The sequence below is a fragment of the Acinetobacter sp. RG5 genome (genome assembly GCF_031844265.1).
Taxonomy (GTDB): Bacteria; Pseudomonadota; Gammaproteobacteria; order Pseudomonadales; family Moraxellaceae; genus Acinetobacter.
Map to the genome: position 1 here is coordinate 20,184 of NZ_JAUZUV010000005.1, position 12,264 is coordinate 32,447.

Consider the following 12,264-nt stretch of genomic DNA (forward strand, 5'->3'; position numbering starts at 1 on the left):
AGACCCGAGTCAATTCATGCGAGAAATCATTCTTATATCATTCTTAGGACCTGACCAGCCTAATCAATTTACACGATTAATGCAGGTTTTGTCCGCCCATTCCCTACAGATTTTAGATGTAGGGCAAGCGGTTATTCATAATCAGTTAACCTTAGGTATTGTTGTAGCCTCTGAAGACCAGACAGCGACAGCATTAGCCATGAAGGAGATCCTGATTCTAGCACATGATATCGGGTTAACTGTGCGCTTTAAACCGATCTCTGCGACTGAATATGATCAGTGGGTCAAAGAAGGTGGACGCACACGTTATATCGTAACGGCATTGGCCCCTGAATTAAATGCCTCTCATCTGCAAGCCGTGACCCAGATTGTCTCGGGTCAGGGTTTTAATATTGAAACCGTGACCCGTCTGTCTGGCCGTCCAGCTTTAGATGGTCAGAGTGCCGGGCCAAAACGTGCCTGTGTCCAGTTCGGTTTAAGTGGACAGATGCTGGATGCTGCTGCCATGCGCGCGGCCTGTCTCAGCCTGTCGAATGAACTGAATGTCGATGTTGCGGTGCAGGAAGACAATGCCTATCGCCGTAACCGCCGTCTGGTTTGCTTCGATATGGACTCAACCCTGATCGAGCAGGAAGTTATTGACGAACTGGCAATTGAAGCCGGTGTTGGTGAGCAGGTTGCAGAAATTACCGAACGTGCCATGCAAGGCGAGCTGGATTTCCAGCAAAGTTTCCGTGCCCGTGTCGCCTTGTTAAAAGGTATGGACGCATCGGTACTCCCGAAAATTGCCGAGCGCCTGACCATTACCGAAGGGGCTGAACGCCTGATTTCGACTTTAAAAGCATTGGGCTACCGTACTGCAATTCTTTCTGGCGGTTTTCAGTATTTTGCGGAATATCTGCAAACTAAACTGGATATTGATGAAGTGCATGCCAATGCGCTCGATGTGCAGGATGGTGTCGTTACCGGTGAAGTCAAAGGTCATATCGTCGATGGCGCACGCAAAGCCTTCTTGCTCGGTGAAATCGCCCAAGAAATGGGGATTTCCCTGGAACAAACCATCGCAGTCGGTGATGGCGCCAATGACTTGCCAATGTTATCCATTGCAGGACTCGGTGTGGCTTTCCGTGCCAAACCATTGGTACGCCAAAATGCCAATCAGGCGATTTCTAGCGTCGGTCTGGATGGGGTGCTGTATCTGCTCGGCGTACATGATAAAGACCTGAACCGTGCATAAGTACAGGCTTTGATTGATTTTAAATGCGACCTTTGGGTCGCGTTTTTTATTGCTTATGATGTGAGTGATATAAGGAATATCTGAAATATGGCTACAAAAACATCGATCATCTTAAACGGGAAAATAATTTTTTCACTTAAAAAAACTACTGATAATTTTGTAATGACACGCCAACATTGGCGCAGTCGTTGATCCACAAAAATGTGAAAAGCAAAAAATGTAATGACAATATAATATCGCGACAAAGTATGTCGTTAGGCTGGATGACAGGACTTTTTTTATGCAAAAAACTCAGCATAATGCAGGCATAGAGATACAAATCAACAGATTCCATTTTATTGATTTAACGAAATTCAATAGATAGAAGCGTTGCAATATCAAGCGGAAACTATCTATCTGGATGGAGGGGGTTATATGGTAACAGCGAATTTAGCAACGATTGTGGGCTTCAGTTTAGTCGCTTTAGCTGTGCTTGCTGTGTTCTTCTCGCCTTATCGTCGCTGGTTAAGCTTTATGGCGGCCGGGATGCTGGTATGGGGCCTGATCGAGGTGATTCGTGTAGGAACTCAAACCTGGTTTGAGCTACCAATGACGTATAGTTATCTGAGCGCGTTAACTGCGGTCATGATGGTCGTGACTGGCCTGTTGTTGCGTGAAGATCGTCGTGCTGAGCGTGCTTTAGCAAAACGCCGTTGCATCGAACATACGCCAGTGTATGAAGACGACCAGCAGCAGCTTTCAAGCCGTTAATTCTACAAGTTGCAATGAAAAAAATGCACCCATGGGTGCATTTTTCAGTTTGGAAATATGATACAAACTGCATAATCCACCTAGTCCAGAACTATGCTAGGATATTTGTCAATTTTCGTACAATTAGAATAGGCATCCTCCATGAAACTGTCATCCATTCCTGTGTTAAAACTTCCTCTTATCGATATGAGTACAGATCCGCTGGACTTACTGGTCGCAGGTCTAGCTTTACGTATGAAGCAGTTGGCACGTACCAGCCCAAAATTCATTGAACTGGTACATGGACGTCAATTCCGTATTCAGATTGGTACGGATGAAGGCATGGCACGTCAGATTATTGTGGATAACGGTCATATCGATACGGTTTCGGGTGATGCTGAAAAAGCTGATTTTGTGTTGCAGTTTGCTGACAGTGAGCAGGGTGTAAAGACCTTGGTCAAAGGTGACCCGACGGCATTTATGACCGGCATGCAAAGTGGCACGATCAAAATGGAAGGTGACTTCGGCCTGCTGGTCTGGTTTAACCAAGTGGCGAAGATGATTCCACCAAAATTGCCAAAGCCAGTCAAAGAAAAAGTGAAAATGGTACGTCAGTTTATTAAAGAAAAAACTGGTCGTTAAGTTTAGAGCTAATCTTTAAAAATAACTAAAAACCGATTGCATGCAAATGTAATCGGTTTTTTAATGGATAAGTCGAAAAAAATAATAATCAGAGTGATATGAAAATAATCTATGTAGGGTTGATCTTGATTATGCTTATTTCCTGTAAGCCTGCTCCGAATGATATTGATATTGTGTTGGAAAATCAGAGTGAACAGCATTTAGCTGTCGTCATCATTCAATATAAGGGTGGAGAGAAAAAACTAAAAAATATTGCTGTAGGAGACAGCATTGCTTTTAAGATCCATCCCAGCGGAGATACAGGGCTAACAATCTTCGGATTGCCTTTACCCAATCATCCGCAAGGGGGAGGCCGCAGTGAAGCAATACCTAATAAACTTCCATTGACTAAGTTTGCAGCCGTGAATAATTATATTGAAGCAGGCAGCTCCGGCGATATCAGGATTAAAATCAATTCAAATATGGAAGCGGATACCACGCTCAATCTAAAATCAAAGTACTGATAAAAATAAATTATTCAACTTCTAAATTAAACGTCACCGGTCCATCATTGACCAGATGCACTTTCATGTCAGCGGCAAAAATACCGGTTTGCACATGTTCAAACTGGCTTTGGGCATATTCTACCAGCTGCTCATAAAGTGCTTTAGCCTCGGCAGGCGGCATAGCTGGGCCAAAGTCTGGACGTAAACCCTTCTGGGTCTGTGCCATCAAGGTAAATTGTGAAACCAGCAATAAACCACCGTCGGCCTGGGCAACGTTCCAGCCCATTTTACCCTGTTCATCATCAAAGAAGCGGTATTTCAATATCTTATCAATCAGCTTTTTGCCTTTTTCCAGATTGTCATCTTTACCTAAACCTAGAAAAACCAGAATTCCTTTTTCAATTTCCCCGGTGGTTTCACCATCGACCACGACTTGGGCTTCCAGTACCCGTTGTAATAATGCACGCATAATCAATTTCAGTCAGATTTAAAAATGCCGCCATTGTAGCAAGATCAGACTCATCTATTATTAAGTTAATGTCTAAAAAACGGGCTTAATTTATTGATTATCATTGATAATATTTTAAACTATCTAAAAACACGATCGTAAGCATAAAAATTATCTGTTTTATCTATTTTTTACTCTCAAGTATCTTAGCTGCATGCAGGAAAGGTATTAAATTGAGAGATTTAGAAATGTTTAAGCGTTCATTACTTGTTGCAATGCTTGCAACGGTGACAGCTGCCCAAGCTGCGCCATTAACCAAAGATAACGGGGCACCAGTTGGCGACAACCAGAACTCGATCACTGCGGGTCCACAAGGTCCAACTTTGCTGCAAGATGTGCAAGTGGTTCAAAAACTGCAACGTTTTGGTCGCGAGCGTATTCCTGAACGTGTGGTTCACGCACGTGGTACAGGGGCTTATGGTGAATTCGTTACTACGAAAGATCTGTCTGATTTAACAATTGCTTCTTTATTCAAGGCCGGTACCAAAACTCCAGTTTTTGTGCGTATGTCTACCGTAATTCATGGTAAAGGTTCACCAGAGACTTTACGTGACCCGCACGGTTTCGCAGTGAAGTTCTATACCCAGGAAGGTAACTGGGACTTGGTTGGTAACCAGACGCCAGTCTTCTTTATCCGTGATGCGATCAAATTCCCGGATTTCATCCATGCGATGAAACCAAGCCCGGTCACCAATGTACAAGATGCCAACCGTGTATTTGACTTCCTGTCGAGCCAGCCTTGGGCAACCAACATGCTGACTTATGTTTATGGCAAGCAAGGTGTCCCAACCAGCTACCGCGAACAGGACGGTTTCGGTGTACATGCCTACAAACTGTATAACGACAAGGGCGAATACAAGTACGTGAAATTCAACTTCCGCTCTAAACAGGGTGTGAAGGGCCTGAACGTGAAAGAAGCGGCTGAACAGCAAGGTAAAGATTTCAACCACTTGACCAATGATCTTTATAACAACATCTATGCAGGTAATTTCCCGAAATGGGATCTGTATATCCAGGTGATTGATCCTAAAGATCTAAACAGCTTTGATTTTGATCCGTTAGATCCAACTAAAATCTGGCCAACTGAGCTGGTGCCAGAAACCAAAGTGGGTACTTTGACGCTGAACCGTATGCCGAAGAACTTCTTCAACGAAACTGAACAGTCGGCATTTGCGCCAGGTAATCTGGTTCCGGGCATCGAGCCATCAGAAGACCGCCTGCTACAAGGCCGCATCTTCTCTTACTCAGATACCCAAATGTACCGTTTAGGCGCGAATCACCAGCAAATTCCGGTGAACCGTCCAGTGGTAAATGTGAACAACGATAATCAGGATGGCTACATGAATATCTCTGAGCGTGACTCGGATGTGAACTATGAGCCAAGCCGTAAAGAGCCAAAAGCTGCCACTGAAAAAGCACGTGCGGTACAAACACCATTATCTGGTCATGTACAGCAAATTGGTGTGAAAGAGCAGAACTTCAAGCAGGCAGGTGAGCTGTACCGTTCATACACGGCTAAAGAGAAAGATGACCTGATCATGAACCTTGCTGCTGACTTAGGTGCAGTGAAAGATTCAGAAACCAAGCACATCATGTTGTCTTACTTCTACAAGGCAGATGCTGACTACGGTACCCGCATGACCAAGGCAGTGAACGGTAACCTGGCGACTGTTAAAGCCAAAGCTGCAAAATTAAAAGACTAATCCCGATTGGTCTTGAGGAACTGGTGACTAGGGCATAGCGCATCACCTCCAAAAAGTCCTGTAATACTCCAAACCTTTCCTGCACCCTAGGGGGAGTTTTACAGGCACTCCGTTTTTCATCTCAACTCAGGACAATTCAGTCTTTCAAGACTTAAATTCCCCTTCGATTTCTGCTGGAGTTCATCATGAAAGTTATGTCATCTGTGTTTTTAGCCAGTATTCTCACGATAGGTTCCGCATTCGCAAACGTGACTGTCGCGAAGGATATCTCCCCCGCTAAAAGCGTGGACAATGTTCAGATGAACTCACAACAGGAATTGGTCGACCTATTCTTTGCTGCTGCCAAAATTGGCAATAGCGAAGTCATTCATGAATTTTTGAAACATGGCTTTCCGGTCGATGTACGCAATAAAGACGGTTATACACCACTGATGATGGCGACTTATTATGGCCATCAGGATATTGTCAGTAGTTTGCTTAAGCATGGGGCAGACCGCTGCGCTCGAGACAATCGAGGCAATACGGCCTTGATGGGGGCTTTATTCAAGATGGAATTTGCGATTGCCAAGCAGTTGCGTCAGGTGGATTGTGATGCCCAGGTGCAAAAAAACGGACAAAAGACCACAGCCGAATTTGCCAAGGTGATTGGTCAGGAAAAACAGTTGCAGAAACTGATTCAGGAACAGGAAAAAGCTCAGGTCAAATCACAGAAATAAAGCGGGTTATGCTTCTGATACTTTTGTCGCAAATACAGCCAGCTGTACGTAAATCCTGCATTATTGCACGACTTTTTATGCTTTAATGCAGAGATAAGCACAGCGATATTCCCTTAGTTATGGCTCCAATTATCCATTCTCTGTTAGATACTGACTTGTACAAATTCACCATGTTACAAGTGGTCTTACACAAGTTTCCGCAAACGCATAGTGTCTACCATTTCCGTTGTCGTAATCTGGAAGATACAGTCTATCCACTGACGGATATTCTGGATGATCTCAATCATCAACTGGACCTGCTGTGTCAGCTCAAATTCAAAGAAGATGAACTGCAATATTTAAGAAGCTTACGTTTTATCAAAAGCGATTTTGTGGATTATCTGGAACTGTTCCAGCTCAAGCGCCGTTTCATCAAGGCCAGTATCGACAGTCAAGGCCGTCTGGATATTGTGGTGGAAGGCCCGATGGTTCAGGCGATGATGTTCGAGATCTTCGTACTGGCGATTGTCAATGAACTGTATTTCAGCCGCATTCGCACGCCTGAAGTGTTGGCTGAAGGCGAACACCGTTTAAAAGCCAAAATCGAGCTATTAAAACAGTATGATGCTGCGCAAAACCCCAATGATCCACCATTTTTGGTGTCAGATTTTGGTACGCGTCGCCGTTACAGTTTCGATTGGCAAAAGCATGTCGTCGAAGAATTTCACAAAGCCGCACCGCATGTGTTTCGTGGTACCAGTAATGTACTGTTAGCCAAAGAGCTGGGAATTACCCCGATTGGCACCATGGCGCATGAATTCCTGCAAGCTTTTCAGGCGCTGGACGTACGTCTGCGTAATTTCCAGAAATCTGCACTGGAAAGCTGGGTGCAGGAATATCGTGGTGACTTGGGCATTGCCTTGACCGATGTAGTCGGTATGGATGCATTCTTGCGTGACTTTGACCTGTACTTTGCCAAACTGTTTGATGGCTTGCGTCATGACAGTGGCGATCCCTATGAATGGGGTGACAAGGCCTATGTACACTACAAAAAGCTGAAAATAGACAGCAAAACCAAGATGCTGACTTTTAGTGATGGCTTGAATCTGGAAAAAGCTTGGAAACTGCATCAATACTTTAAAGACCGCTTTCAGGTCAGTTTCGGGATCGGCACCAATTTGACCAATGATATGGGGCAAACCCCACTCAATATTGTGCTGAAACTGGTGGAATGTAACCGTCAGTCAGTGGCCAAAATCTCGGACAGCCCGGGCAAGACCATGACCGATAATGATACGTTCCTGGCCTATTTACGTCAGGTTTTTGAGATCAATGAACCTGCTTAAGTCAGTTTGAACAATTCATAATTTTTAAGAACCGTTTCTAGATAGAGGCGGTTTTTTTATGCAAGCTTATTTAAGACCAAGGTTTAGCTAAAATCTTGCTAATCATCTGCAAAGAAAGCGCATCAGTGTAAAAACCAGCTGTGCTAAGATCAACAGGATTTGACCAATAATAGCCATGATAACGATGACCGCTGCAGCTTTTAATTTTGGCCTGCTGATTGAGGCAGAAGATTTAGTTCCCTATTTGGGCCATGAAAAACTTCGTATTGTCGACCTGAGCCGTGCCTCTGTGTATGAGCAGCTGCATATTCCGCACGCCTTGCATTTAAAGCCTAAACTTCTGGTGCGTCAGGAAGAAACGGCAATGGGACTGTTGCCGGATGCGGAAGGCTTGCAGGCTCTCATTGATTATCTGAATATTTCTCCTGAACATCATGTGGTGGCTTATGATGATGAGGGCGGGGCATGGGCAGGGCGTTTGCTCTGGAACCTGCATTGTTTGGGTTTTGAAAATACCAGCCTATTGAATGGCGGGATTCATGCCTGGCTTGGTGCCGGTTTGCCGACTTCTTCCAATCAGGAACAGTTTGCACCAGTGAAGAACGTGTTGCAGGTCAATCTTGAGCATCAGGCGAATTTTCAGATTGGCTATGATGAACTGCGCCAACAGGTTGAAAATCAACAGGTTCAAATTTGGGATTGCCGTACACAAGATGAATATACTGGCCTACGTTTAGCGGCTCGACGCGGCGGTCACATTCCGGGAGCACGTCATTTTGAATGGAGTACTGCCCTTAATCGTGAAAATCATTTAAAATTACAGCCTTTACCACGTACTCAGCAGCGTCTGGAACAACTGGGCTTTGATTTGAATCAACCCGTTGTGGTGTACTGCCAGTCCCATCACCGCTCAGGTTTGGCCTATATTCTGGGTCGTTTACTGGGCTGGAAAATTCGAGCCTATGATGGTGCGTGGAGTGAATGGGGCAACCGCCTCGATAGTCCAATCGCTACAGGGGAGCTGCCATCTTGAGCATCACATCACGTTTAAAACAACAGTTTTTTATTAAAGCTCAACGATTAGTACCGCAACATCGCTTGTCTCGGGTGGTGGGTAAAATTGCCGCCAGCGAAAACCCGATTATCAAAACTGCTGCAATTACTGCCTTTAAGGCGCAGTATGGCATTGATATGTCGATTGCTGAACAGGCCAATGCCCTGAAATTCAAGTCATTTAATGAATTTTTTACGCGTGCCCTAAAAGAAGGTATCCGTGCGGTTGATCCAGATGCTACGAGCATTGTTTCGCCAGCAGATGGTGCGATTTCCCAGCTAGGTAAAATTGAAAATGGCGATGTGTTTCAGGCCAAAGGCCAGAAATTTACCGTTGAAGCCCTGATTGCTGATCCGCAACTGGCCGAGCCATTCAAGAATGGTGAATTCGCGACTGTATATTTGTCGCCACGTGATTATCATCGGGTGCATATGCCATTTGCTGGCACCTTGACTGAAACGTTATATGTACCGGGTGAGTTGTTCTCGGTCAATCAGGTGACCGCAGAAAACATTCCGGGCCTGTTTGCACGCAATGAACGTATGGTCTGTCTGTTTGATACTGAAATCGGCCGTATGGCGGTGGTATTGGTCGGTGCGATGATTGTGGCGGGTATTGAAACCGTGGCAACCGGCAAAGTGAAGCCTTCAGGCCGGATCGAACTTAATCAGCATGATCTGTTCCTGGAAAAAGGGGCAGAACTGGGGCGTTTCTACCTCGGTTCAACGGCAGTGATTTTATTTGAAGAAAATAAAATGCAATGGGATGCCGCGTTCAAGGCCAATTCTTTGGTGAATATGGGTGAAGCGCTGGGGCATACAGTTTAAAGATTTTAGCCTCCCTTTATTAAAGGGAGGTTGGAGGGATTAAATATTTTCTCGTTTAGAATAAATAAAAATCCCCCTCAGTCCCCCTTTAAAAAAGGGGGATTTCCTCTCCTATTAAGGAGACGGTTAGAGAGATCCAAATAAAAAAAGCACCATCAGGCGCTTTTTTTTATTTCTAGAAATTTATCGTTTCACGACGATGGAATCGATCCCGCTATTCTGCAAGGTTTGCTGTGCGATAATCGCGGCTTCTGCAGAATCATAAGGGCCTGAAACCACGCGATACCAGACTTTGCCATTTTCTACACTGCGTACCACATCGGCAGATAAACCATTGAGAATAATTTCAGCACGGCGGGCATCGGCCTGATCCGGGTCATCAAAGCTGCGGACTTGCAGAATATAACTGGCCGGAGCGGCAACAGGCGCTTCACTGGCTTCTAAGCCAGGCTCAGTTGTGGTCGCCTCAGGTGGAGCTACTTCAGGTCGAGGCGCTTCTACAATTACTACCGTATCCTGATTTTTGTTTTCAGGGACGGCCTGTTCAGGAATAGGCGTCACTTGTTGCTGTGGTAACAGGTCATAAAAACGGTAATCTTTATTGGTATCTTCTTCTTGGACAGATTCAGCACTTGTTTGAGTTTTCGGTTTGACCGGTTCCCATGGCTTCCAGAGCATCAGTGCCATTAAAAAACTTAACACGATTAAAATGATCACGAGTGTGCCGAGCCAGGTTGGAATAAGTGGCTTTTTAGGCTTATTCGGTCTTTCAGATACACCGCGCTGCGTTTTTCCAAACACTTGGGATTTTCCTCTTATTAATCGGGACATATAGAAAAGGCATAACAGCAGTTATGCCCCTACTATCACTTCATCCTATGTGATCAGGATACAAAAGTCATCCTCTAGATCACAAATCACACAGAATTTTAATTTATCTGTATCTTCAAGCACATAGCTAAAGTTACAAAATGTCTGCTCGGCAGATAAACGGCAATGTTTTGCTTACATGCTCACTTCGAGCCTAGCTCTCGCCTTGCGAGCATGCAAAACAGTGTTTTGCTTACATGCTCTCAGGAGCTGATACGCCAAGCAGTTCCAGACCGTTACGCAGTACCTGACGCACGTTCACAGATAACAGTAAACGTGCCTGAGTCAATTCAGCATCATCACCGAGTACTTTATTGTCGTTGTACCAGCCGTGGAACAATGCTGCCAGCTCTTTCAGGTAGTTACCGATTTGATGTGGCTCATAGCTGTTTGCAGCACGTACCAGAATTTCTGGGTAGGCAGCCAGCTTGGCCAGGACTTCAGTTTCAGCATCAAGCTCCAGCTTAGCCGCTAAATTACGTGCCGCTATAGCATCAAAGTTGACATTTGTAGACGCTGCTTTTTCTAACATACGACAGATACGGGCGTGTGCATACTGGATGTAATACACGGCGTTGTCCTTGCTTTGTGACACAGCAAGATCAAGGTCAAAATCAATGTGCTGTTCAGACTTACGCATTACGTAGTAGAAACGTGCAGCATCATTGCCAACTTCTTTACGCAGGTCACGCAAGGTCACAAACTGGCCTGAACGGGATGACATTTGTACCATCTCGCCGCCACGCCATAAGCTTACAAACTGAACCAGAAGAACCGTTAATTTCTTCGAATCATAGCCCAGTGCATCAATGGCCGCTTTTACACGGGCGATATAACCGTGGTGATCCGAACCCCAGATATCGATGATATCGGTATAGCCACGTTGTAATTTGTTCAGGTGGTAAGCGATGTCAGACGCGAAGTAAGTGGTCTGGCCATTACGGCGTTTCACGACACGGTCTTTTTCATCACCGAATGCAGTGGATTTAAACCAGATGTTGCCATCTAGTTCATACAGGAAACCACGCTGATCTAAGGTTTGTAAGGCTTCTTCAATTTTGTCTGTCAATGATTCTTCGCTGAACCACTGATTGAAGGTTACACCGAACTCGCCCAAGTCATCTTTAATATCATCCAGAATCGCTTTAAGCGCGGCTTGCAAGAATACGCGGTAGCCTGTGCCAATTAACGCTTGTGAATTAAAGATCAAACCATCAATGTGTTTTTCTTTATCGCCAGACAATATGACTTTATTGCCATCTGCATCTAATTCAGCTGCAAACTGTACATCTTCAGGCACGTTTTTATACACGTCAGCCACAGGACGTACATAGGCGTCGCCATCCTGATCAATAATGCTTTGCGCGATTTCTTTAACGTAGTCACCTTGGTAGGCATTTTTCGGGAATACCAGTTCCTGACCCGTTAATTCTAAGTAGCGCAGATAAGTCGAAGTCGCCAGAATGTCCATTTGACGGCCAGCATCATTGACATAGTATTCGCGATCTACTTTTGCACCGGTCGCTTCAAGCAAGTTCGCAACCGTCATACCATACGCAGCACCACGACCATGACCTACGTGCAGGCTAGAGGTCGGGTTGGCAGACACGAATTCAACCTGGATACGTTTATCCGCATTGACCTGGGTACGACCATAAGTCGCCTGTTGTGCCTGAATCTGATCAAGGACTGCAAAGCGCTGGTCAGCATTCAGGAAGAAGTTAATAAAACCAGGACCGGCAATTTCTGCCTTGCTGATATCCGCCACTTCAGGCAGGGCAGCAAGAATTTTTTCCGCTAAATCACGTGGCTTCATACCCGCAGCTTTCGACGCGATCATGGCAATATTCGACGCAAAGTCACCATGGCTTCGGTCTTTGGTACGCGTCAAATTACTTGTATTGTTCCAGTCAGATGGGAGTACGCCTTGTGCCTGTAAAGTGTGCACTGCATGATCGAGAGCTGCTTGTATTGCCGTATTCATAATCAGTCGAAAATAGAGATCGCAGAAAAACAGCAAATATAGCAAATTTCAGGCTGTTTAGGTAAAAGCATTTCTAGGGAATAAAAAGTAGAAGATCACTTCACCAGAAATTTTGAACTAGAGAAAGGGGTAATAACCGGATTAATCCCGTGAAAATAAAACCAGTTTTTAGCTCAACATTTCA

The 12,264-nt window shown here is 45.0% G+C and carries 12 protein-coding genes; 9 read left to right on the top strand and 3 right to left on the bottom strand.

Going from position 1 to position 12,264, the window contains the following annotated elements; translation table 11 throughout:
* The first annotated feature begins 16 nt into the window (after positions 1–16).
* The 4 genes from serB (at position 17) to Q9R21_RS06905 (ending at position 3,111) form a co-directional block, all read left to right on the top strand.
* Positions 17–1,237: a phosphoserine phosphatase SerB gene (serB, locus tag Q9R21_RS06890; protein WP_311203990.1), complete on the top strand. Its 1,221-nt coding sequence runs from the start codon at positions 17–19 to the stop codon at positions 1,235–1,237.
* 414 nt (positions 1,238–1,651) lie between these two features.
* Positions 1,652–1,987, top strand: a complete 336-nt coding sequence (gene aciT / locus Q9R21_RS06895; RefSeq protein ID WP_311203991.1) for a ciprofloxacin tolerance protein AciT — start codon at positions 1,652–1,654, stop codon at positions 1,985–1,987.
* 141 nt (positions 1,988–2,128) lie between these two features.
* A complete protein-coding gene (locus tag Q9R21_RS06900) occupies positions 2,129–2,608 on the top strand; it encodes an SCP2 sterol-binding domain-containing protein (RefSeq protein WP_044108790.1) in 480 nt (159 codons plus the stop codon).
* Between the two features lie 98 nt (positions 2,609–2,706).
* Positions 2,707–3,111, top strand: a complete 405-nt coding sequence (locus Q9R21_RS06905) for a hypothetical protein (RefSeq protein WP_311203992.1) — start codon at positions 2,707–2,709, stop codon at positions 3,109–3,111.
* Between the two features lie 10 nt (positions 3,112–3,121).
* On the opposite strand, the gene dtd is transcribed toward Q9R21_RS06905, so the two are convergent.
* A complete protein-coding gene (gene dtd, locus Q9R21_RS06910) occupies positions 3,122–3,562 on the bottom strand; it encodes a D-aminoacyl-tRNA deacylase (RefSeq protein ID WP_311203993.1) in 441 nt (146 codons plus the stop codon).
* Positions 3,563–3,789: 227 nt separating this feature from the next.
* On the opposite strand from dtd, the gene Q9R21_RS06915 reads away from it, so the two are divergent.
* The 5 genes from Q9R21_RS06915 to asd all read left to right on the top strand — a co-directional run bounded on the left by Q9R21_RS06915 (position 3,790) and on the right by asd (position 9,226).
* The gene (locus tag Q9R21_RS06915; RefSeq protein ID WP_213686583.1) at positions 3,790–5,304 is read left to right on the top strand and encodes a catalase; all 1,515 of its coding nucleotides are present in this window, start codon (positions 3,790–3,792) and stop codon (positions 5,302–5,304) included.
* A gap of 185 nt (positions 5,305–5,489) precedes the next feature.
* The gene (locus tag Q9R21_RS06920; RefSeq protein ID WP_213686582.1) at positions 5,490–6,020 is read left to right on the top strand and encodes an ankyrin repeat domain-containing protein; all 531 of its coding nucleotides are present in this window, start codon (positions 5,490–5,492) and stop codon (positions 6,018–6,020) included.
* Positions 6,021–6,139: 119 nt separating this feature from the next.
* Positions 6,140–7,345: a nicotinate phosphoribosyltransferase gene (gene pncB, locus Q9R21_RS06925; RefSeq protein ID WP_213686581.1), complete on the top strand. Its 1,206-nt coding sequence runs from the start codon at positions 6,140–6,142 to the stop codon at positions 7,343–7,345.
* 184 nt (positions 7,346–7,529) lie between these two features.
* Positions 7,530–8,378 carry a sulfurtransferase gene (locus Q9R21_RS06930; protein ID WP_311203994.1) on the top strand — a complete coding sequence of 283 codons (849 nt, stop codon included), beginning with the start codon at positions 7,530–7,532 and terminating at the stop codon, positions 8,376–8,378.
* Positions 8,375–9,226 (top strand): archaetidylserine decarboxylase, encoded by an 852-nt coding sequence (asd, locus tag Q9R21_RS06935; protein WP_004729088.1) that lies wholly within the window; start codon positions 8,375–8,377, stop codon positions 9,224–9,226. The genes Q9R21_RS06930 and asd overlap by 4 nt, the downstream gene beginning before the upstream one ends.
* Before the next feature lie 183 nt (positions 9,227–9,409).
* Here the strand turns inward: asd and Q9R21_RS06940 are convergent, their stop codons facing one another.
* Entirely contained in the window at positions 9,410–10,027 is a 618-nt protein-coding gene (locus Q9R21_RS06940) for an SPOR domain-containing protein (protein WP_004281265.1), read from the bottom strand.
* Between the two features lie 262 nt (positions 10,028–10,289).
* Positions 10,290–12,080 (bottom strand): arginine--tRNA ligase, encoded by a 1,791-nt coding sequence (argS, locus tag Q9R21_RS06945; protein WP_213686579.1) that lies wholly within the window; start codon positions 12,078–12,080, stop codon positions 10,290–10,292.
* Positions 12,081–12,264 lie beyond the last annotated feature (184 nt).